This is a genomic window from Nocardia sp. MDA0666, assembly GCF_003023875.1.
Lineage (GTDB): Bacteria > Actinomycetota > Actinomycetes > Mycobacteriales > Mycobacteriaceae > Nocardia > Nocardia aobensis.
The window spans coordinates 65,593-86,389 of sequence record NZ_PYHT01000027.1 but is presented as its reverse complement, the minus strand read 5'-3'; the positions used below and the strand labels follow the sequence as shown (position 1 = coordinate 86,389).

Annotated in this window: 20 protein-coding genes; 14 read left to right on the top strand and 6 right to left on the bottom strand. The window is 65.6% G+C overall.

Features of this window, described 5'->3' with window-relative positions; translation table 11 throughout:
- Positions 1–124 precede the first annotated feature (124 nt).
- On the top strand, positions 125–1,663 hold the full coding sequence (locus tag C8258_RS27805) for an N-acetylmuramoyl-L-alanine amidase (protein ID WP_233225384.1): 1,539 nt from the start codon (positions 125–127) through the stop codon (positions 1,661–1,663).
- Between the two features lie 17 nt (positions 1,664–1,680).
- Here the strand turns inward: C8258_RS27805 and C8258_RS27800 are convergent, their stop codons facing one another.
- Positions 1,681–2,484 carry a Cof-type HAD-IIB family hydrolase gene (locus C8258_RS27800; protein ID WP_086007165.1) on the bottom strand — a complete coding sequence of 268 codons (804 nt, stop codon included), beginning with the start codon at positions 2,482–2,484 and terminating at the stop codon, positions 1,681–1,683.
- Positions 2,485–2,656: 172 nt separating this feature from the next.
- Here C8258_RS27800 and C8258_RS27795 point away from each other — a divergent pair, with 172 nt between their 5' ends.
- From C8258_RS27795 to C8258_RS27750, 10 genes are read left to right on the top strand one after another with little or no spacing between them, the layout of a single operon-like run.
- A complete protein-coding gene (locus tag C8258_RS27795; RefSeq protein WP_036497008.1) occupies positions 2,657–3,634 on the top strand; it encodes an ABC transporter permease in 978 nt (325 codons plus the stop codon).
- A gap of 13 nt (positions 3,635–3,647) precedes the next feature.
- Positions 3,648–4,652, top strand: coding sequence for an ABC transporter permease (locus tag C8258_RS27790; protein ID WP_106957683.1), 1,005 nt, complete (start codon positions 3,648–3,650; stop codon positions 4,650–4,652).
- Positions 4,649–6,535 carry an ABC transporter ATP-binding protein gene (locus C8258_RS27785; protein WP_106957682.1) on the top strand — a complete coding sequence of 629 codons (1,887 nt, stop codon included), beginning with the start codon at positions 4,649–4,651 and terminating at the stop codon, positions 6,533–6,535. Before C8258_RS27790 ends, C8258_RS27785 begins: the two co-directional genes overlap by 4 nt.
- Before the next feature lie 9 nt (positions 6,536–6,544).
- Entirely contained in the window at positions 6,545–8,221 is a 1,677-nt protein-coding gene (locus C8258_RS27780) for an ABC transporter family substrate-binding protein (protein ID WP_106957681.1), read from the top strand.
- 31 nt (positions 8,222–8,252) lie between these two features.
- Entirely contained in the window at positions 8,253–9,923 is a 1,671-nt protein-coding gene (locus C8258_RS27775) for an ABC transporter family substrate-binding protein (protein ID WP_106957680.1), read from the top strand.
- Complete coding sequence (locus tag C8258_RS27770) at positions 9,920–10,576, top strand: hypothetical protein (protein ID WP_369974823.1); 657 nt, start codon at positions 9,920–9,922, stop codon at positions 10,574–10,576. The genes C8258_RS27775 and C8258_RS27770 overlap by 4 nt, the downstream gene beginning before the upstream one ends.
- A gap of 58 nt (positions 10,577–10,634) precedes the next feature.
- Positions 10,635–10,979 carry a WXG100 family type VII secretion target gene (locus tag C8258_RS27765; RefSeq protein WP_106957679.1) on the top strand — a complete coding sequence of 115 codons (345 nt, stop codon included), beginning with the start codon at positions 10,635–10,637 and terminating at the stop codon, positions 10,977–10,979.
- A gap of 2 nt (positions 10,980–10,981) precedes the next feature.
- Positions 10,982–11,287, top strand: coding sequence for a WXG100 family type VII secretion target (locus tag C8258_RS27760; RefSeq protein ID WP_106957678.1), 306 nt, complete (start codon positions 10,982–10,984; stop codon positions 11,285–11,287).
- Positions 11,284–12,612: a hypothetical protein gene (locus C8258_RS27755; RefSeq protein WP_106957677.1), complete on the top strand. Its 1,329-nt coding sequence runs from the start codon at positions 11,284–11,286 to the stop codon at positions 12,610–12,612. The genes C8258_RS27760 and C8258_RS27755 overlap by 4 nt, the downstream gene beginning before the upstream one ends.
- Positions 12,609–12,944, top strand: coding sequence for a hypothetical protein (locus C8258_RS27750; protein ID WP_106957676.1), 336 nt, complete (start codon positions 12,609–12,611; stop codon positions 12,942–12,944). Before C8258_RS27755 ends, C8258_RS27750 begins: the two co-directional genes overlap by 4 nt.
- 75 nt (positions 12,945–13,019) lie before the next feature.
- On the opposite strand, the gene C8258_RS27745 is transcribed toward C8258_RS27750, so the two are convergent.
- Complete coding sequence (locus C8258_RS27745) at positions 13,020–13,775, bottom strand: 1-acyl-sn-glycerol-3-phosphate acyltransferase (RefSeq protein ID WP_106957675.1); 756 nt, start codon at positions 13,773–13,775, stop codon at positions 13,020–13,022.
- A 37-nt stretch (positions 13,776–13,812) separates the two neighbouring features.
- Complete coding sequence (locus tag C8258_RS27740) at positions 13,813–14,601, bottom strand: 1-acyl-sn-glycerol-3-phosphate acyltransferase (RefSeq protein ID WP_106957674.1); 789 nt, start codon at positions 14,599–14,601, stop codon at positions 13,813–13,815.
- Between the two features lie 123 nt (positions 14,602–14,724).
- Here C8258_RS27740 and C8258_RS27735 point away from each other — a divergent pair, with 123 nt between their 5' ends.
- A complete protein-coding gene (locus C8258_RS27735; protein WP_106957673.1) occupies positions 14,725–15,642 on the top strand; it encodes a hypothetical protein in 918 nt (305 codons plus the stop codon).
- Between the two features lie 84 nt (positions 15,643–15,726).
- Here the strand turns inward: C8258_RS27735 and C8258_RS27730 are convergent, their stop codons facing one another.
- Positions 15,727–16,353, bottom strand: coding sequence for a hypothetical protein (locus C8258_RS27730; protein ID WP_199195874.1), 627 nt, complete (start codon positions 16,351–16,353; stop codon positions 15,727–15,729).
- Between the two features lie 195 nt (positions 16,354–16,548).
- Between C8258_RS27730 and C8258_RS27725 the strand changes: the two genes are divergently transcribed.
- Positions 16,549–18,105, top strand: coding sequence for a Rieske 2Fe-2S domain-containing protein (locus C8258_RS27725; protein ID WP_106957671.1), 1,557 nt, complete (start codon positions 16,549–16,551; stop codon positions 18,103–18,105).
- 87 nt (positions 18,106–18,192) lie between these two features.
- Here the strand turns inward: C8258_RS27725 and C8258_RS27720 are convergent, their stop codons facing one another.
- On the bottom strand, positions 18,193–19,014 hold the full coding sequence (locus tag C8258_RS27720) for an SDR family NAD(P)-dependent oxidoreductase (protein WP_106957690.1): 822 nt from the start codon (positions 19,012–19,014) through the stop codon (positions 18,193–18,195).
- Positions 19,015–19,130: 116 nt separating this feature from the next.
- On the opposite strand from C8258_RS27720, the gene C8258_RS27715 reads away from it, so the two are divergent.
- Positions 19,131–19,733, top strand: a complete 603-nt coding sequence (locus tag C8258_RS27715) for a TetR/AcrR family transcriptional regulator (RefSeq protein WP_233225383.1) — start codon at positions 19,131–19,133, stop codon at positions 19,731–19,733.
- Positions 19,734–19,779: 46 nt separating this feature from the next.
- Here the strand turns inward: C8258_RS27715 and C8258_RS27710 are convergent, their stop codons facing one another.
- On the bottom strand, positions 19,780–20,754 hold the full coding sequence (locus C8258_RS27710; protein ID WP_106957670.1) for a DMT family transporter: 975 nt from the start codon (positions 20,752–20,754) through the stop codon (positions 19,780–19,782).
- Between the last annotated feature and the right edge of the window lie 43 nt (positions 20,755–20,797).

Below are 20,797 nucleotides of genomic sequence, written 5' to 3'. Positions count from 1 at the left end.
ACGGCATACGAGATACTGATCGGTCTCGTGGGCTCGGAGATGTGTATAAGAGACAGACCCCGCACAGATTCCGGGCACCGACCCGGCCGCCCCCGCCCTGTCCCCCGGTGCCGTACCACCGGATATGGCCGATCAGGTCGGTGCGGAAGTCAAGGAACTGACCCGGGATACCCCCTTCAGCATGGTCGCGCTGACCGCGAAGGAACTGGCCGACACCACCGCCCTGATTCGCGCCCAGCAGGCCGACGGCAGCTGGGGGCCGTGGTTCCCGGCCGACCGGGTCGACACCGGTCGCAGCGATCACGCGGGCGCCCCGGCCCGGACCGGTACCGAACCGATCTACGTCGGCGAGACCAAGGCTGTTCAGATACTCACCACCCACAAGGCGATCGCTCCGGCCGCCGGCCGCTCCGACGATCCGGCGCAGCAGGCCGCGTCGCAACTGTCGGCGGTGCTGATCGATCCCGGGCGCGGCGCGATCGACGACAACCTGACTTCGGTCGCCGCACCACTGCCGGGCGGCGGGCCGAAGGTGATCAGCCGCGCGCAGTGGGGCGCCGACGAATCGCTGCGCTGCGAGGAGCCCACCTACGACGACGGGCTGGGTGGAATCACCGTCCACCACACCGCCGGTCGCAACGACTACAGCAAGGCCGAATCCGCCGGCATCGTGCGCGCGATCTACGCGTATCACGCCAAAACACTGGGCTGGTGCGATATCGGCTACAACGCGCTGGTCGACAAGTACGGCCAGATCTTCGAGGGCCGCTACGGCGGCCTGGACCGCCCGGTCGAGGGCGCGCACGCCGGTGGTTTCAACGAGAACACCGCGGGCGTGGCGATGATGGGCGATTTCGAGACCGCCGCACCCAGCGACGCCCAGCTCCAGGCCACCGGGCAGTTCGTCGGGTGGCGGGCCGAGATCGCGGGACTGGATCCCGAGGGCCACACCACCATGTATTCCGAGGGCACCGACTACACCCCGTACGCCGAGGGTGAGGCGGTGGACCTGCCGATCGTGTTCGCACATCGCGACGTCGGCAACACCACCTGCCCGGGTGATGCCGCCTATGCGCGCATGGACCGGATCCGCGAGATCGCCGCGGGGGTTGCCGCCGGCAGCGCGCCCGCGGCTCCGAAAGACCAACGGGCGCACGCGGATCCGGCAGCTCTGGCGAATCTGACCACGCGACTGCTGAGCATGGTCGACAAGAACGCCATCGCCACCTACTGGGCGGGACAGGGCGGCCCGGACGGACGTCTCGGTGCCGCCTCCTCCGAACCGACCCCGACCGGGGACGGCGGCCAGTACGCCGAGTTCGTCAACGGATACGTCTATGCGGCGCCCGACGGGTCGATCGTCGAACTGGCCGGCCGGATTCTCGACCGCTTCGTTCAGCTCGGCGCCGAATCCGGACTGCTCGGAACGCCGCTGCGCAATCCATACCCGGTTCCCGGCGGCCGGCGTGCCGATTTCCGCCTCGGCTCATTGATCCTCAACACCGCCACCGGTGTGGTCACCACCCTGCTGAAACACGGTGGCGCACAACCGGACCCGGCGGGCGAGCCGATTCCGCAGGCACTGCCCGCCGCGGACGCGCCTGCCCCGCAGGCGGCTCCGGACGCGGGGCCTTCCGATCCGCAAGCGCCCCCGGCGGGCTGAGGGCTGGGGCCCTAGCCCTAACTCTCCCACCAGCGCTCGAGTACCCGCGCCACGCCGTCCTCCGAATTGGAGGCGGTGATCTCGTCGGCGGCGGCAAGGGCTTCGGGGTGGGCGTTGCCCATCGCTACGCCGTGGCCGGCCATGCGGAGCATCGGCACATCGTTGGGCATATCGCCGAAGGCCAGGATCGCCGCCGCGTCCACCCCGAGCCGCTCGGCGACCACGCTCAGGCCGGCGGCCTTGGTGATACCGGGCGCGGACAGTTCGATGAGGCCGTTGTTGGTGGAGTAGGTGATGTCGGCGCGCCCGGCCAGGTGAGGTTCCAGGGCCGACTGCATCTGGGCGCTCGGCGTTCCGCGCAGCCGGATCAGCATCTTGATCGCCGAGGCCGAGATGACCTCCTGCCGTGAGACCTGCGTGTCGTCCGGATTCAGCCAGGCGTGCTCGTACTCGGGCGAGCTGACGAATTGCGGCGTCGCCGCATCGTGCGCGCTGCGGCCGACGCGCTCGGCGGCCAGCCCACAGCCCGGCAGTACGCGCTCGGCGAGGTCGGCGATCCAGGCCAGACTCTCCACATCCAGCGTGCTGGTGTGCAGGATGCGGTCGGCGGCACTGTCGTAGATCACCGCGCCGTTGCCGCAGACGCACAGCGGAGGAAAGCCCAGCCCCTCGATCACCGGATCGATCCAGCGCGGCGGACGGCCCGTGGCCAGCACGAACGGCACGCCGTCGGCGATCAGCGCGGCCACCGCGGTACGGGTGCGCGGCGTCACCCGTTCCCATTCGTCGAGCAGCGTGCCATCGACATCGGTGGCCACCATCTTCGGCTTCGGCAGACGCGTCACCTATTCCATCCTGCCCGAAATTGCGGCGCGGCCGTAATCGTTTGCCCGCGCCCCGCCTGCGAGCGGGCCGGAAGTGGTGCACGATGTCACCGGTGGACTCGAGACCATTCCCTATGATCAGGGGCTAGTAACCGACCCGAGGGGACCGATGACCGGCTTTCTGCTACGACGTGCGCTCAACTATGTCGTGCTGCTGGCGCTGGCGTCGTTCCTGGCCTTCAGTCTGGCGTCGCTGACATTTCGCCCGCTGGACAGCCTCGAACAGCGCAATCCGCGACCGCCGCAGTCGGTGATCGACGCCAAGGCCCACGAACTGCATCTCGACCAGCCCATCCCGCAGCGCTACCTCACCTGGGTCGGCGGCGTGGTGCACGGCGACTTCGGCACCACGCTGACGGGGCAGCCGGTCAGTCAGGAACTGCCGCGCCGGATCGGGGTCAGCCTGCGGTTGCTGATCGTGGGCTCGGTGGTCGGAACGGTGCTCGGTGTGCTGATCGGCGCGGCCGGTGCGATCCGGCAATATCGGTTCACCGATTACTTCACGACGATTATTTCCCTGCTGGTGCTCAGCACGCCCGTATTCCTCTTGGCGACGCTACTGAAATACGGTGCGCTGGAGATCAATTCGGCCACCGGGCAACAGATATTCCTGTACACCGGGGAAACGTCGGCCAATGCCGTACACGGAGTGTGGAATCAGTTCGTCGACCGGTTACAGCACATGATCGTCCCGACCCTCGGCCTCGCCCTGGGCGCGATGGCCGGTTACAGCCGCTATCAGCGCAACGCCATGCTGGATGTGCTGCAGAGCGATTTCATCCGTACCGCGCGGGCGAAGGGACTCACCCGCCGCCGCGCACTCTACAAACACGGTCTGCGCACCGCGCTGATTCCGATGGCGACCCTGTTCGCCTACAGTCTCGGCGCGCTGATCACCGGCGCCACCTTCACCGAGAAGATCTTCGGATGGCACGGCGTCGGTGAATGGCTGGTCGACGCGATCAATGCGCAGGACATCTACATCGTGGTAACCGTCACGGTGTTCGCGGGATTCGTGGTGCTGGTTTCGGGCCTGCTGTCCGACATCGTGTATGCGATTCTGGATCCGCGAGTGCGGGTCGGATGATCGGGGCGAGACAGTGACCGAAACCGAGATCATCGCGCAGGGCGCGCCGGAACCCGCTGCCGCCGGTCGCCGAAAGCTGGTGTGGCGCAGGTTCCTGCGCAACAAGCCCGCCATCGTCGGCGCGACCGTGCTGATCATCATGCTGATCGGCGCCTTCGCGATTCCGCCGCTCCTGTCCTACGACTATCAGGAGCGCGACCCGTACGCGCTGTTGCAACCGCCCTCGCCGCAGCATCTGTTCGGCACCAACGAGATCGGCCAGGACATGCTGGCCCAGACCCTGCACGGTTTGCAGAAATCGCTGATCATCGGCATCTGCGTGGCGGTGCTGACCTCGCTGATCGCGGTCACCGCGGGGGCGATCGCCGGTCTGCTCGGTGGGTGGACCGACCGGGCGATCATGTGGCTGGTCGATCTGCTGCTGGTGGTGCCCAGTTTCATCATCATCGCGATCTTCGCGCCGCGCACCAAGGGCAGCAGTTCGATTCTGCTGCTGATCGTGCTGCTGGCCGGATTCAGCTGGATGATCAGCGCCCGAATCGTGCGCGGATTGACGATGAGCCTGCGGGAACGCGAATTCGTCCGCGCGGCACGGTATATGGGCGCGTCGACGCGTTCGGTGATCGTCACTCACATCGTGCCGAATATCGCGTCGATTCTGATCATCGACACCACCCTCGCGGTCGGCGCGGCGATCATGTCCGAAACCGGTTTGAGCTTCCTCGGATTCGGCGTGCAACCGCCGGACGTGTCACTGGGCTCGCTGATCGCCTTCGGCACCAAATCGGCGCTGACCTTCCCGTGGTTGTTCCTGTTCCCGGGTGGTTTCCTGATCGCGATCGTGCTGTGCGCCAACCTCGTCGGTGACGGCCTGCGTGATGCCTTCGACCCGAGTTCCAAGGGGGCGCGGGCGGGCCGCAAGGCCGATAAGCGGGACAAGGCGCTGCGCGGAAAGTCGGCGCGGACCTCCGGTACCGGTCCGGATGAGCAGTCGGACAAGAGGATTGAAGCGGCATGACCGATCGCACCACCGACTCCGCCGACCGCGCGGACTCGCGCCGCGCTACGACCGCCCCCCTGCTGGAGGTCTCGGACCTGCATGTGTCCTTCCCCGGCGAGGAGGGCCGCATCGACGCGGTGCGCGGCGTGAACTACACCGTCGCCGACGGTGAGGTGCTGGCCATCGTCGGCGAGTCGGGTTCCGGTAAATCGGTGTCCTCGCTGGCCGTGATGGGGTTGCTGCCCGATCAGGCCCGCATCCGCGGCTCGATTCGCCTGCGCGGCAGGGAATTGCTCGGCATGGGCGACAGACAGCTCTCGGCGCTGCGGGGGACTCGGGTCAGCATGGTCTTCCAGGATCCGCTCTCGGCGCTCACCCCGGTCTACCGGGTCGGCGATCAGATCGCCGAAGCGCTGGTCGCCCACAAGAAGATGAGCAAATCGCAGGCGGCGGACCGGGCGGTGGAACTGCTCGATCTGGTCGGTATTCCCGAACCGGCGGTGCGTGCCAAGGCTTTTCCGCACGAATTCTCCGGCGGTATGCGCCAGCGCGTGGTGATCGCGATGGCGATCGCCAACGATCCGGAATTGATCATCTGCGACGAGCCGACCACCGCCTTGGATGTGACGGTGCAGGCGCAGATCCTCGACCTGCTGCGCAAGGCCCGCGACATCACCGGCGCCGGCGTCATCATGATCACCCACGACATGGGGATCGCGGCCACCCTGGCCGACCGCGTGGCCGTGATGTACGCCGGTCGGATCGTCGAGAACGCCCCGGCCGCAGAGCTGTTCAACTCACCGCGGATGCCCTACACCGTCGGCCTGCTCGGCTCCATCCCGCGGATGGACGGTCCGGCCCGCGCGCCGCTCATCCCGATCGTCGGCGCTCCCCCGCCCATGCACGCCCTGCCGCCGGGCTGTCCCTTCGCGCCGCGCTGCCCGGTCTCGATCGACGACTGCCTGGCCGCGGAGCCGCCGCTGCAGGAAACCGCCCCCGCGCACCGGGCCGCCTGCATCCGCACCGCCGAAGTGGGGACCGCGGAACTGTTCGCCGCCTACCGCCGCGACACCGACAGCGTGGCCGCGGCGGAACCCGCCGATTCGGATGTGGTGCTGCGGGTTTCGGGTCTGACCAAGACCTTTCCGGTCACCTCCGGTGTCGTCTTCAAACGCCGCACCGGTGAGGTGCGCGCGGTCGACGGCATCGATTTCGCGGTACGCAAGGGACGCACGCTCGCACTCGTCGGCGAATCCGGATCCGGGAAATCGACGACGCTGAGCCAGATCATGGACCTCGCCCAACCCGAGGCGGGCACGATCGAGGTCTTCGGCGAGGACGTCGCTACGCTGAGTAAGCAGCGCAAACGCGATATCCGCCGCAGATTGCAGATCGTCTTCCAGGATCCGTCCTCCTCGCTGGATCCGCGCCTGCCGATCTTCGACGCCCTGGCCGAACCTTTGCGGGTCGACGGCCGGTCCCGCGACGAAATCCGCAAGCGGGTACCGGAATTGCTGAAGCAGGTCGGACTGCGCGCCGAACACGCCGATCGCTATCCGGCCGATTTCTCCGGTGGACAGAAGCAGCGCATCAATATCGCGCGCGCGATGGCGCTGGATCCCGACATGCTGGTGCTCGACGAGCCGGTGTCCTCGCTCGACGTATCCATTCAGGCCGGGGTGCTGAACCTCCTGCGGGATCTGCAGGCCGAACGCGGACTGTCGTATCTGTTCGTCTCCCACGACCTTTCGGTGGTCCGCAATCTCGCGCACGATATCGCGGTCATGTATCGCGGCAAGATCGTCGAATCCGGGCCGGCCGAACAGATTTTCGCGGCGCCGCAGCACGAGTACACCCGCGCGCTGATCGACGCGGTGCCCCTTCCGGTCGTCGCACGCTAGGAGTTCGTCGTGAGGATACGTTCGCGCGCACTACGTGTGACCGTTGTTGTGGTAGCGGCCGGGCTGGCTGTCGCTCTGGCCGGCTGCGCATCGGTGAACACGACGAACGGACCCGCGGCCCTCGGAACCACCAACGACATCAATCCGCAGCCGCGCGACGCGGTGCGCGAGGGCGGCAACCTGCGGTTGGCGATCAGCGGATATCCGGCCAATTGGAACAGCCTGTCCATCGACGGCAACGAGTTGGAGACCGGCGAGGTGCTGTGGCCGTTGATGCCGCGGTCATACCTGATCGACGCAACCGGCCAATTGACGGTCAACAGAGACTACTTCACCGATATCCAGCTCACCGGCACCGATCCGCAGCAGGTCACCTACACCATCAACCCCAAGGCGGTGTGGAGTGACGGATCACCGATCACCTGGGAGGACATCGCTTCCGAAGCTCATGCGCTGTCGAGTGTGGACAAACGCTATCTGATCGCGATCAACAACGGGTTCGATCGGGTCGACAGGGTCGAACGCGGGGTCGACGACCGACAGGCCGTCATCACCTTCAAACAGCATTACGCGGATTGGCGCGGTCAGTTCGCCGGAAACGCGATGCTGTATCCGAAGTCGGTCACCGCCGATCCGGATACGTTCAATCGCGCGCTCGCCGGCGGCGTCACGCTGACCTCCGGGCCGTTCGTGATCCGCTCCACCGACCGCACCCAGGGCCGAATCGTGCTGAGCCGCAATCCGAAATGGTGGGGCGACACTCCGAAACTGGACACCATCACCTTCAGTGTGATGGATCAGGCCGCATATGCGGCGGCTCTGCAGAACAACGAACTCGACGCCGCACGCCTGAACTCCATCGAGGATCTGGCAACCGTGCGCAGCAGTGCGGAACTGGTCGTACGCCACGCACCGGGAAATTTGTGGCGGCACATCACCTTCAACGGCGCCCCCGGTTCGATACTGGCCGATCCCGCTCTGCGCGTGGCGATTTCGAAGGCGGTCGACCGGCAGGGCATCGCGAATGCGATCGAAAACGGTCTGGTGTCGAACCCGAAGCCGTTGAACAATCACATTTTCGTCCAGGGCCAAGAGGGCTATCAAGACAACAGCCTGCCATTCGATCCCGCGGCCGCCGCGCGCGAGCTCGATGTACTGGGCTGGAAACAGCAGGGCGATGTGCGGGTCAAGGACGGCCGCCGCCTCGAGATTCGCGATGTGATGTACAACGACCCCACTTGGGTTCGGGTCGCGCAGATCGTCCAGGGTGATCTCGCGAAGGTCGGCGTGAAGCTGATAATCGCCACCCGGCAACGCCAGGGATTCTTCAGCGATGCGATGATTCCCGGTGATTTCGACATCGCCCAGTTCCAGTTCTCGGGTGACGCATTCCCGTTCGGAAGCATCCCGCAGATCTACGCGTACCACCCCGACGACGAGCAGAGCAATTTCGGTCGTATCGGCTCCCCGGAGTTGAATGCGCTGATCGAGCAGACTCTCAGCGAGCTGGACCCGAAAAAGGGTATCGACCTGGCGAATCAGGTCGACCGCAAGGTTTTCGAAGAGGGTTTCTCGCTGCCGCTCACCCAGGACCCCGGCAACTATGGCGTGCGCACCACCGTCGCCAACTACGGCGCTCCGGCCCTGGCCTCCTACGACTACACCAAGATCGGCTTCGTAAGTTAGCCGCCCGTCCCGACGAAAGGAGAACGAGACCATGCGGATTCGTTCGACAATAACCCGGCTCGCGATCCCCGCGGTCGCGTGCGGACTGCTCCTGTCGGGGTGTTCGGGCTCCACGACCGGGACCGGGAGCTCCGCTCTCGGCACGACCAACGACATCAATCCGCACGACGTCGCCGACCTTCGCGACGGCGGCAGTCTGCGGTTGGCGATCTCGGAGTTCCCGCCGAACTGGAACACTCTCCAGATCGACGGCAACAACTACGACATCACGGCGGTGGAAAGGCCGATGCTGCCGCAGGCATTCAGCATCGATGCCGCCGGTGGCACCCATCTCAACACCGACTACTTCACCAATGTCGAGTTGACCGGCACCGATCCGCAGACCGTCACCTACACCATCAACCCGAAGGCGGTGTGGACGGACGGGACGCCGATCACCTGGGAGGACATCGCCTCTCAAGCCGAGGCGCTGAGCGGTCGCAACCCGGAGTACCTGATCGCCAACAACATGGGTTTCGATCGGGTCGCGAAGGTCGAGCGCGGCGTCGACGATCGCCAGGCGGTGCTGACATTCAACAAGCACTTCGGTGAATGGCAGGGCCAATTCTCCGGCAACAGCATGCTGTATCCGAAGTCGGTGACCTCGAACCCGGAGGCGTTCAACAAGAGCCTCATCGACGGCATCAAGGTGACGGCCGGACCGTTCGCCGTCCAATCCACCGACCGGACTCAGGGTCGGATCACGCTGGGGCGCAATCCGAAATGGTGGGGTGCCACGCCGAAACTCGATACCGTCAATTTCAGCGTGCTCGATTCGGCCGCACTGGTGCCCGCATTGCAGAACGACGAACTCGACGCGATCGGAATCGGCAGCCGTGGCGATTTGGTGACGGCTCAGGGGGTTCCGAATGTGTCCATCCGCCGCGCCCCGGCGTTGCAGTGGTCGCATCTGACCTTCAACGGCGCTCCGGGTTCGATTCTGGAGGATCCCAAGGTTCGCGTGGCCGTGTCGAAGGCCATCGATCGGCAGGGCATCGCGAACGCGATTCAGAACGGTCTGGTCGCCGAACCCAAGCCGCTGAACAATCACATCTACCTGGAGGGGCAGAAGGGTTACCAGGACAACGCCCTGCCCTACGACCCCGACGCCGCCGCCCGCGAACTCGACGCCCTGGGCTGGAAATTGCAGGGCGACGTGCGCGTGAAGGACGGTCGCAAACTCGAGATCCGCGATGTGATGTACAACGATCCGTCCTGGGTGCAGATGGCGCAGATCATGCAGCAGAACCTCGCCAAGATCGGGGTGAAACTCACCATCGACACCCGGCCGGGACAGGGCCTGTTCACCAATGTGTTCCAGAAGGGCGATTTCGATCTGGCGCAGTTCTCCTGGGTAGGTGACCCGTTCCCCTTGGGCAGCATCAGCCAGATCTGGGGATACGACCCGAACAACTGGCAGGGCAATTACGGCCATATCGGTTCCCCGGAACTCAACGATCTGATCGAGAAGACCGTCTCCGAACTGGACCCGGCCAAGGCCATCGATCTGGCCAATCAGGTCGACCGCCAGATCTTCGCCGAGGGTCATTCCCTTCCGCTGCTGCAGTCGCCCGGCATCGTCGCGACCCGATCCAACCTCGCCAACTACGGCGCGCGCGGCCTGGCCACCCTGGACTGGACGAAAGTCGGCTACCTGAAGTGATTTCCGGAACCGGCCATCCGCTGGCCTATCCGGTTCTCACCACGATCGGCGCCCTGGTGATCTGCATCGCCTGGGCGCCGTTCGCCGATCCGGAACAGTTGGCCATGCTGGCGGCGGTGGCGCTGGTTGTGTTGTTGTACAGCGGGTTTCGCCTCGCGGTGGCGTTCGGGGTGGTGCCGTGGCGCACGATTCCGGCCGGGACGTTCCGGGTGAAGCGAGTACGCCAGCAGAACCGGTTGGTCAGCCGATCGTGGCTGGAACTGAGCTCCGGCGGCCGAACCCGTTGGCTGCCGGTCTATTTCGATCCGTCACTGGTCGGCCTCACGGAATCCGACGCCGACTGTGACGCCGCCGTGCTCGTGCACGGCCACCGCCTGTTCGCCTCCGGAGCGGTCCGCGACCCCGAGCCGCGGGGCCGCCTGATCGACAACCCGACCCGCCCCGACCCCGACGGCCCGGCCCACGCCGCCGCAGCCACCCGCCTAGGCCGCCGCCTCCTCCTCGACGCCCAATTCGCCGTCGTCGCCCCCTTCGCCGGCCTGTTCTGGATCTACGTCGCCGGCGGCGGCCTCCCCGCCTTCGCCGGCGCCACCGTGGTCGCGGCCGCCACCGCCACCTGGTTCGCCGCCATCCGCGGTTCGGATCCGAGTTGAGGGACCATCACAGTCGCATCGCCTGGACCACCGTCAGGCCCTGGCATACCATCGGGAAATGAGCGACGGTGGGGGGAATTCGCCGAGTCCTGGGCACAACTTCTCGGTCGTGCCCGAACAGGTGCGCGATGTGGGCGTATACATCTACGGCTTGGCCGAAACTCTGCACAACGCTTTGGATTCCGCAGCCAAAGACGTCGCGGACATGCTGACCGACAGCTGGACCGGTGACTACGCCGACGAGTTCTCCGAAGGCTGGACCGAGGTCAACGACGGTGGCCGCCAGATCTTTCAAGCCCTCGCCACGTTGGCCGAAAAACTCGGAGTTACGGCGGAGACGTTCCAGTCGGTCGACGCGACCAGTGCTGCTGCTCTGAACATCCCGAGACTGGATTGGACCTGACTGTGGCGTCGCGATTCTCGGTAGACCTCGAACAGCTGGACCACATCGTCTCCCGCCTCTCCGGACTGGCAGGCTTCATCGAGGACCACCTGTCGGATATCGAACAGCAAGTGGCGAGTTTGCAGGGCACCGGCTGGGAGGGCGTGGCCGCCCGCGCCTACGACGACGCACACCGCGAATGGATCAGCGGAGCGAAGGAACTCGTGGAAGGCGTCAAGGATATGAGCGACGCCGCCAGAGAGGCGCATTCCGCTTACACGCGCGCGCTCGAGTTCAACTGGCGAATGCTGCAGAGCGGGCAGCGGTGATCATCGACTGGGAGACGTACTACACGGCGGGCACCAAGTGCCGGGAGTTGGCCGTAAGTCTCCGCGCCGCAGACAAACCGGTCCACGAAGCGGCCGAAGCGCAGTGGTCCGGAATGGCCGGAGATGCTCCCGGCTGCATGGAATGGGGACAGGCATACGACGAGGCGGCCCGCAGTACGTTGCAGGCCTGCGCCAGTCTTGCTAACGCGCTGACCAACTACGGAGCGGTCTTGTACGCTCAAGGGTACAACTGGGGCGTCACCAACAAGTCGAGCCCGCCCCCACCGCAGCCGGATATCAGTCAGGTCGGTGAATACAAGGTGGCCTTGCCGAATTCGACCCACGGTACCGGGATCGGATTCGGCGACAATGGAGGCGCGAAGGAGTTCTTCGATGACCTGTTCCGGAAGGTCGTCAAATCCTTCGGCAGAATCCCCAACGGCGACGCAGATAAATTACAGAAAGCTTACAATACGTGGACGGCCTTTGCTGATAACAGTGCAATATCCGAAGCTCCCGACCGGATCTTGCTGATCTCGGACCTCTTTATCGATATGGACGACAGTTCTCACAGATACGAGATACAGCATCGCTTGAACGATTTACACACCAGCGCCCAAACTGTCTCACTGGCCGCCGGACGCCTGGCTTCGCCGATCAACGACTATTATGAAGCAACTATGACATTGGCCACAGCCTGCGCCGACGAGATCAATCTGAGCGAAGGGAATGTAGGCGTCGAAGCCCGTGCGCAATATGGCAGGTCAGGGCGCCTGTTTGACGTCGGTCTCGCAGTAAGCGTGGCGGCGCGCGGCAACCGTGTTCCCGTCGAGGGCACCATCAATGCAATCCAAAGAGCCTACCGGGCGAGCACAATGCCGATCGTTCTCGGCTTGCCGGCCCTCGACGCCAATTCGAAGGGGTTCATCGACGCGTTCAACAGCGTTCCGACCGACGGGCTCGATCAGGCTGTCGACAGGCTCTCGGTCATTATCGCAACACGCGCCGAGATTGCCTCCGGCGACAAACCGGGTGCGCTAACTTATGAAAAGTCGCCGAAACATGGAAAAAACCAGCGCGGCAACGCCGCACCAGAACCGACTCACGGTCAGGAAACATTGGAGGAGTCGGTGCTTATCAAGCCCACAACGAGTCGGCGAGTCGGATTCGACCCCGACACCGGAGAATTCGATGTCTTCGACGAAACATATCCCGAATCGGGCATTTATCACGGACATCAGCGAAGCTGGGATCAGCTCAGCCCAGACATGCAGAACGCTCTCGTGAACGCAGGTATCGTCGACAGAAAAGGCAGACCGCGATGAACACTTACCAACGGCTGGACCCTATCGACCGAGATACCGCACTGGACATGATCAACTCGGGTTCATCGGAGCGGGCCGGTGAAGCCATCCTCCGGTTGGCACTGCACGACCCCGACTTCGCATGGGTGACCGACCGAGCACTGGAGCTGCTTGCCAATTCGGACTGGCGAATCCGCGCCGTCGCCGCGACAGCGCTCGGACATCTCGCCCGTTTACACGGCTCAATAGACAAAGAGCGTGTCGTTCCTGCCCTGCGAGCTCTCCTGGACGACCGTGCGACGGCGGGGCGAGCGGAGGATGCGCTGGACGACATCACGATGTTTGCATCCTGAACCCATAGCCCCGGAAGCGAACATGGATGTTCACAGCACTGTCGAAGCCTCGGATCGCTTCGCGTCGAGGCGTCTTCACCCTTGTGCGCGTTTGGCTTTCGCGGCGGCGCGGCGTTCCAGCTCCTCGCGTTCCAGGACCTTCGCCTGCTCCAATGTCGGTGCGGTGCCGCCCAGTCGGGCCGGGACCCAGCGGGCGCCCGGGGGCATGTCGTAGTCCCGTTGCGCGGCGTCGAGCAGTTTCTCCATACTGGAGCGGAGGGTGGCGGTGAGGTCGTCGGCGTGGTCGACGGGGGTTATGGGGTCGCCTACCTGGATGTGGATCGGGAAGTTGTGGCGGCCCAGTTGTTTCGGGATGTCTTTGGTCCAGACGCGTTGGGCGCCCCAGATCGTCATGGGGACGATCGGGACGGCGGCTTCGATCGCCATGCGGGCGGCGCCGGATTTGAATTCCTTCAGTTCGAAGCTGCGGCTGATGGTGGCTTCGGGGTAGACGACGACGATTTCGCCGTCGCGCAGGGCGGTGACGGCGCGGGCGTAGGACTCGGCGCCGGCGGTGCGGTCGACGCCGATCGCCTTGCACTGCTTCATGAGCCAGCCGACGATGCCGTGTTCGAGTTCGGCCTTCATCATGTAGCGGACGTTGCGGCCCGATTCGCGGCCGACCAGTCCGACCTGCATGAAGTCCAGGTAGGCCGTGTGATTCACGGCCAGGACCGCACCGCCGGTGCGCGGGATGTGCTCGCCGCCGACGATATCGATCTTCAGGCCCTGTGCCCAGAAGATGGTGCGGACCAATCCGGTGAGGACGTCGAAAACGGGTTCTCGCGTCATCGGTGACACTCCTGGTACTACCGGGCCGACCCTGCCGTCAGGAGTCGGCATCTCCCGTTTCGGCGGCGCGACGTGCCGCGCGCGCCTCCGCTTTCGCCTTGGCCTCGGCCGCGTCCATCGCGTCGGCTTCCTCCAGTGTCGGTGCGCCGCCGCCCAAGCGGGCCGGAACCCAGTATGCGCCGGGCTCGTGCGTGTAGCCCTGCTGCAGGCCGAGCAGCATGTCCTGCATGGTCGCGCGCACGGTCTCGGTGAGTTCGGCGACCGCCTTCTCGTCCGCCTCCGCGGGCGGGAAGATGGGTTTGCCGACGGCGATCGAAATGGGGGTGTTGGTGCGGCCCAGGCGTTTCGGATGCCCCTTGGTCCAGACCCGCTGCGCACCCCAGATCGTCATCGGGACGATCGGGACCCCGGCCTCGACGGCCATCCGCGCGGCACCCGATTTGAAATCCTTGATCTCGAAGCTGCGGCTGATGGTCGCCTCGGGATACACCCCGACCAGTTCGCCGCGGCGCAGATAGTCGACGGCCGCCTTGTAGGAGTCCGCGCCGGCCGCACGGTCGACCGGGATGTGCCGCAGCGCGCGCATGATCGGCCCGGAGATCGCGTTGTCGAAGACTTCCTTCTTGGCCATGAACCGGATGTAGCGCTTCGGCGTCCGCGCGGGCAGGCCCGCGTAGGTGAAGTCCATATAGCCGGTGTGATTGATCGCGATGACCGCGCCGCCTTGCGCGGGGATGTTCTCAGCCCCCGTGACGTCGAATTTCAGTCCCTGTACGAAGAAGACGGTCCGGGCCAGGCCGATGATCGTCCGGTATACGGGTTCCACAATTCCGCTAGCGTAGTCGCTGTCACATTTTCGCTACCGACCGCCGCACAGAAAACGAGGTTCAGCGCAGTGGAAAGCCCCAATCCAGCATCGCGTGCAGGCGGCCGGAAACCACGAGGGGGTATGGGCGCAGCGCTGCATACCGGACGGTCGGCGCAACGCGGCAGACGGCTCTCGGCGGTGCGGGCCGGCGGTCTGGCGATCGTGGTCGCGGGCATCCTCGCCGGATGTGATTCGCAGGTCGGCATCGAGGGCACCGACTATCACAAGTCCGAGAATACCTCCGCGGCAACGCAATCCGCCGCACCGTCGTCCTCGCGGATCGCCGCTCCCGCTCCGGCAGCGCCCGAATCCGCGGTAGCGGTGGCCCTTGTGACGGCCGATCCGCAGGCCACCGAGGCCATGACCCACTGGGTGACCGATCTGCGGCAACTCACTCCGGCGGAAATGGAAGCCAAGTGCTGGACGATGGCTCCCCGCAACGTCGAGACGATGTACTCCGACAAACCGGCCATCGAGTCGGCGCTGGCCGAGCCCGGCAGTGACAACGGAACCGCCCTGGTGTGGAAGTCGCCGAGCGGAGCCGCCGACGCGGTGACCGTCGTGGCCGAGCGAACCGATATCGCCACCGGATATGCCTGCCCACGGGTCTACCCCGCCGGCACCGAGATCGGTTTCGGCACCGGCAACGAGGCCCAGACCGCCGACGCCCGCCACATCGTCCGGCGCTATCTGTCACGCCAGACCGGACATCCGATCGATGCGGCGGACCAGGAAAACACCCATCCGCTGTTGTGCACCGCCGCCACCACGTGGGATCCGAACGGCACCGGACGCACATCGCGCCCACCGCTGGCCACCAATGGGGCCAAGCTCACCACGCCGACCGCCTTCGCCGATCAGTCGCTCAGTTCCACCGCCCTGAACAGCACCTACCTGTCCATATCCGCGACGGTCACGGCCGGCGGCAGCCAGCAGGAACGGACATACACCGTGAAAGCGACGGACAACGGATACTGCATCGGCGACGTTTCGTCCTGATGTGCGCGAGCGGGCCGGCCTCGTTGCGATAGCCCGGGGGTAACCGCGAGATGACGGTGGGCGCGATGACGATCCGCCTACCGCTCAGACCAGTTCGGGGACGCGCAGATGCGCGAGGGCGACCTCGAAATCGCCGACTTCGAGCACGTCGACACCGGCTCGGCGGGTTCCCTCGCGGCGCAGGGTCGCGAGTTGTTCCCGATTGCGTTCGACCGCGTCGGCGCTCTCGAAGGTCTCGCACGCGACACCGCGCCCGCTCGCCCGATCGACCAGCAGACTCGTGCTACAGAACCCCGGCAGCTGTTCCAGTTGCGACGCCACCATGGACTTGTAGGTCTCGATCGCCTGGTCGAACCGGCTCGTATCGTCGGACTTGGCCCACGTGAGCTGGGCACATGCGCCTTCGGGCAGGCGATGGTCGCGGTGCATGGCCGCTACCTCCCACTGCTCGACCCGCGCCGAATCGGCACCGAGCAGCTGGACGGCGCGATCACGCAGCGAACGCACCCGATCGGCGCTCTCGCGCATCATCTCCTCCGATTCCCAGGACGTCGTCGCGATGCAACGACCGGACTTCCGGTCGACCAGCAACGACATCCCGACACAGCCGGGCATGTTCTCCAGGGCCGGCATCACCTCGTCGCGCATATGCGCGATTCCGGTATCGATTGCGGAGGTCTTCGCTTGGATAGTCGTAGAACGTGCGTACACGGTCCACTTCCTCTGTACTCGGGGCAGCGCCCCGGTGGCGCCACCGTGCACCTCTACACTGCGCCGCTCCGACGGCCAAGGCAATAGCTCGGAAATAACCGGCATCGAGGCCGTCAAAAGCGCCCCTCAGGCTGTGGAAGCCCGTTCAACCGCTACCCTGGGTGGCTGGTAGCCGGGTTCAGGAGGGACTTCTTCGTGCAGATCACCAGCGTCGGACATGCCGGATTCCACATCCGCACCGCGGCCGGGACGATCCTCTGTGATCCGTGGGTGAATCCGGCCTATTTCGCGTCGTGGGTCCCGTTCCCGGACAACACCGGGCTGGACTGGGACGAGCTGGGCAACTGCGATTTCCTCTACGTCTCGCACCTGCATCGCGACCACTTCGACGCGAAGAATCTGCTCGACCACGTGAACAAGGACGCCACCGTCCTGCTGCCGGACTATCCGGTGCCGGATCTGCAGCGTGAGCTCGAGAAGCTGGGCTTCCACACATTCTTCGAAACCCAGGACTCGGTCAAGCACACGATCACCGGCCGGGACGGGCACGAACTGGACATCATGATCATCGCGCTGCGCGCGCCGGCCGACGGGCCGATCGGTGATTCGGGCCTGGTCGTCTCCGATCGCGAGACCGTGTGTTTCAACATGAACGACGCGCGGCCGGTGGATATGGACGTCCTGCACGAGCAGTTCGGACATATCGACATCCACCTGCTGCAGTATTCGGGCGCCATCTGGTACCCGATGGTCTACGACATCCCGAGCAAGACCAAAGCCAACTTCGGCAAGCAGAAGCGCCAGCGCGGAATGGACCGCGCGCGCAGCTATATCGAGCAGGTCGGCGCCACCTGGGTGGTGCCTTCGGCCGGACCGCCGGTGTTCCTCGACGACGAACTGCGCTACCTCAACGACGACGGCGAGAACCGCTACTCCGCCGACAACGGCAATATCTTCCCCGACCAGATGGTGTTCCTCGAGCAGATGCGCATCCACGGCAATCCCGGTGGGGTGCTGATGATTCCGGGTTCGGTCGCGGATGTGCGCGGGAAGGAACTGGATCTGACCCATCCGTTCGATCCGGCCGAGATCTACGACGACAAGGCCGGCTACATCGAGCGGATGGCGCAGCGCATGGCGCCGGTGCTGGAACGCGAGAAGGCTTCCTGGGCAACCGAAGACGGCACGCCGCTGCTTCCCCAGCTCAAGGAACTGTTCGAACCGATCATGGCGCAGAGCGATCTGATCTGCGACGGGATCGGCTATCCGGTCGGGCTGGTCATGGGCGACGAAACCGTGGTGCTCGACTTCCCGAAACGGCTGGTGCGCGGGCCGATCGAGGGAGAAGGCAAGTACCGCTACGGGTTCCGCATCGCCCCGCAACTGGTACGCACCGTGCTGCGCGACAACGAACCCGACTGGGTGAACACCATCTTCCTGTCCACCCGCTTCCAGGCGTGGCGGATCGGCGGCTACAACGAATTCCTCTACACCTTCTTCAAATGTCTCACCGACGAGCGCATCGCCTATGCCGACGGCTGGTTCGCCGAGGCACACGACGATTCCGCCTCGACCGAGCTCGCCGGTTGGGAAGTGCAGCGACGCTGCCCGCACCTGAAGGCCGATCTGTCGAAATTCGGTGTGGTGGAGGGCAATACGCTCACCTGCAATCTGCACGGCTGGCAGTGGGATCTGGAGACCGGGCGCTGCAAGACGTCCAAGGGGCACGAACTGCGTTCCCGCAAGTTGTGAACGGGGGCGAACTATTCGTGCAAACTCGGGCCGAATGAGCGGATTTCCACGCAGAAGGCTCAGATTTGCACGAATAGTTCACCGCCCTCAGCCGGGCGCCAACCGGCTGAGCGACTCCCAGGCTCGATACCCTTCGGAGCGCGCCGCATAGAGTTCGGCGACCTGATCGAAGGAATCACCGCCCACGATCAGACGTCGCGGCGGATCCTCGAGTTCGACCAGTTTCATGATCACCGGCGCGGCCGAACTCGGCGCCGGCCCGGATTCGTCGCCCCACATGCGTGCCAGTTCTTCGCGCAATGGCTCGTACTGCGACAGGGCCTCGGTCGCCGTCGTTCCCGCGGTGAACAGGCCGGTGTCGTAGCCGCCCATCTCCAGATTGGTGACCTTGATACCGAAGGGTTCGGCCTCCATCGCCAGCGCTTCGGTCAGCGACGCCAGTGCCGCCTTCCCGGCTCCGTAGTAGCCGACGGCGGCCATACCGCCGGCGGTTCCCATCGAGGTGACCTGCAGGATGCGGCCGTGCCCCTGTGCGCGCAGCTGCGGCAGTACGGCCTGGACGACCCACACCGCGCCGAAGAAGTTCACATCCAGATGCGCGCGAATCTGGTCCTCGGTCGCCTCCTCGACCATGCCGTAGAGCATGCCGCCCGCGTTGTTCACCACGACGTCGAGCTCCCCGACGAGCGCGACGGCCCGCTCGACGACCTCGAATACGGCCCGGCGATCCGACACGTCCAGGCCGAGCGGAATCAGCCGATCCGGATGTGCGGCGGCCAGATCCCGTAGCGGTTCGACATCGCGGGCCGTCGCGACCACTCGATCACCGGCGTGCAAGGCGGCTTCGGTGAACGCACGCCCCAGCCCACGGGAAGCGCCGGTGATGAACCAGGTCTTACCGGTGGTCATATCCCACATCCTCTCTTCATGAGACGGTCCGTCTCGTCTCGATACAGTGTGCTGACCGCTCTGCAGATTGTCAAGACGGCCCGTCTCGTCTCGCTGGAGCTGCTAGGGTCGTCCGCGTGTCCGATACCGCGAAATCCGAACCGGCCGGCTCCCGGCGCAGCGAGAAGTCGCGGCAGGCGATTCTGACGGCCACCCGTGACCTGCTCTCCGAGGTCGGATATCGGAAGGTCTCGATCGAGGCGATCGCCTCGCGCGCGGGCGTCGGTAAGCAGACGATCTATCGCTGGTGGCCGTCCAAGGGTGCGGTGATCTTCGAATCGTTCCTGGACCTGAGCGACACCGACGGGGAGGGCATCTCGCTGCCGGATACCGGGGATATCGAGGCGGATCTGAAGCTGGTGATGCGGGCGACGGTCGCGGAATTCGCGGATGCGGAATTCGAGAAGCCGGTGCGGGCGCTCAACACCGAGATCATCAACGATCCGGAGCTGGCCGCGCAGTACGACCGGCAGTTGCGACGTCCCGTCGACGACGCCAAGAAGGCGCGGTTACGCAGGGCGCAGGCGGCCGGGCAGGTGTGCGCGGATGCCGACCTCGACCTGATGCTCGAAATGCTGTACGCGCCGGTGTATCAGCGGTGGCTGCTGCGATACGGGCCGCTGGACGACGCGTACGCCGATGCGCTGGTGGAGCACACGCTCCGCGCCTTCCGGCCCTGAACAACGAAAGCCCTTCGCGCGAGCGCTGTTTCGCGGGCAGCCGTCGTCAGGCCTGCTCGGTGGTGCGGCCCTGCGCGAGAACGCCGATGGCGGCGGCGAGCAGCGTCAATACGCAGCCCACGATGGTCAGCACCGACAGGCGGGTGCCCGTCGGCGCGACGACATCCAGTACCACCGAGCCGATGAGCTGGCCGGACACCGAGGTCAAGCCGAACAGGAGCACCCCGACCCAGCGCACGATCAGCGCCGCCACGGCGATGAAGAAGACCCCGATCGCGCCGCCGAGGTAGAGCCACGGTTCGGTGGGAAAGGCGGTGGGCCGGCCGATCCGCGCGAGCTGCGCCGCCTCCACCACCAGCAGGCCCGCGGTCCCGGTCGCGAAATTGATCGTGGTGGCCGGCACCGGCCCGCCGACGGTCGCCAGCCGTCCGTTGACCGCCTGCTGCCACGCCAAACCGAGTCCCGCCAGGGCGGGCAGCGCGATCAGTAGATAGGCCGCGCCCCCGCCGGAACCGGATTCGCCGCCGGAGCGCCCCAGGGCGGCCACACCGACCGCAGCGACCGCGAGGGCCGCCGCACCGAGCCGCACCGGCGTCACCGGCGTGATTCCCGCCGGGCTCACACCCAGACGGTCCACGACGAGACCGCTGGTCAACTGGCCGGCGACCACCGCGATCGTGAAGGCGGTGACGCCGATCGTGGCCACGGACAACCCTTGACAGGCAACGAAGAACGCGCCGCACAACCCACCCAGCAGATGCCACCATCGCAGTCGGCCGGCGCGCACCGAATGGCGTATCGCGGCCAGACCGGTGCGCATCCGGCCGCTGAAACCGCTGACGATGAGCAGCAGGATCAGACCGGAGCCGAAACTGATGACCGCCGCGGCGATTCCGTCGTTCAGCCGATCGCCGAGATCACCGTTGATTCGCGCCTGGACCGCCACACCGGCGCCGCAGCACAGGCCCAGCAGCACACCGATCCAGCGCCGCACGTCGGTCCGTTCACGGGCTGCGGTCATATCCGCCACGGTAGTGGCTCCGGCCGGGCCGATGCCGCACCCC

Bases quoted from the DNA above. Each gene is read 5' to 3' on its own strand.
- C8258_RS27805 (WP_233225384.1), top strand. From the start codon at position 125: ATGGCCGATCAGGTCGGTGCGGAAGTCAAGGAACTGACCCGGGATACC.
- C8258_RS27800 (WP_086007165.1), bottom strand. From the start codon at position 2,484: ATGGTGGCCACCGATGTCGATGGCACGCTGCTCGACGAATGGGAACGG.
- C8258_RS27795 (WP_036497008.1), top strand. From the start codon at position 2,657: ATGACCGGCTTTCTGCTACGACGTGCGCTCAACTATGTCGTGCTGCTG.
- C8258_RS27785 (WP_106957682.1), top strand. From the start codon at position 4,649: ATGACCGATCGCACCACCGACTCCGCCGACCGCGCGGACTCGCGCCGC.
- C8258_RS27775 (WP_106957680.1), top strand. From the start codon at position 8,253: ATGCGGATTCGTTCGACAATAACCCGGCTCGCGATCCCCGCGGTCGCG.
- C8258_RS27765 (WP_106957679.1), top strand. From the start codon at position 10,635: ATGAGCGACGGTGGGGGGAATTCGCCGAGTCCTGGGCACAACTTCTCG.
- C8258_RS27750 (WP_106957676.1), top strand. From the start codon at position 12,609: ATGAACACTTACCAACGGCTGGACCCTATCGACCGAGATACCGCACTG.
- C8258_RS27745 (WP_106957675.1), bottom strand. From the start codon at position 13,775: ATGACGCGAGAACCCGTTTTCGACGTCCTCACCGGATTGGTCCGCACC.
- C8258_RS27735 (WP_106957673.1), top strand. From the start codon at position 14,725: ATGGGCGCAGCGCTGCATACCGGACGGTCGGCGCAACGCGGCAGACGG.
- C8258_RS27720 (WP_106957690.1), bottom strand. From the start codon at position 19,014: ATGACCACCGGTAAGACCTGGTTCATCACCGGCGCTTCCCGTGGGCTG.
- C8258_RS27710 (WP_106957670.1), bottom strand. From the start codon at position 20,754: ATGACCGCAGCCCGTGAACGGACCGACGTGCGGCGCTGGATCGGTGTG.